General features: G+C 44.7%; 1 pseudogene. It reads right to left on the bottom strand.

Going from position 1 to position 235, the window contains the following annotated elements:
• Positions 1-235, bottom strand: a pseudogene (prfC, locus tag MTCD1_RS20350) (peptide chain release factor 3); the annotation flags it as partial.

A 235-nucleotide genomic window follows, 5' to 3' on the forward strand; every position in this document is an offset into this window, starting at 1 on the left:
GCACTACCACGTCAAACTGTAGCACACCAACTGCGCCTACGATCAAATCGTTAGAGCGTTGAGGACGGAACACCTGCACGGCACCTTCTTCAGACAACTGAATCAGACCTTTTTGCAATTGCTTTTGCTTTAATGGATCTTTCAAACGAATACGACGAAACATTTCGGGCGCAAAGTTAGGGATCCCGGTAAATTTCAATAACTCACCTTGGGTAAACGTATCACCAATTTGGAT

It is taken from the genome of Colwellia marinimaniae (genome assembly GCF_002207865.1).
Lineage (GTDB): Bacteria > Pseudomonadota > Gammaproteobacteria > Enterobacterales > Alteromonadaceae > Colwellia > Colwellia marinimaniae.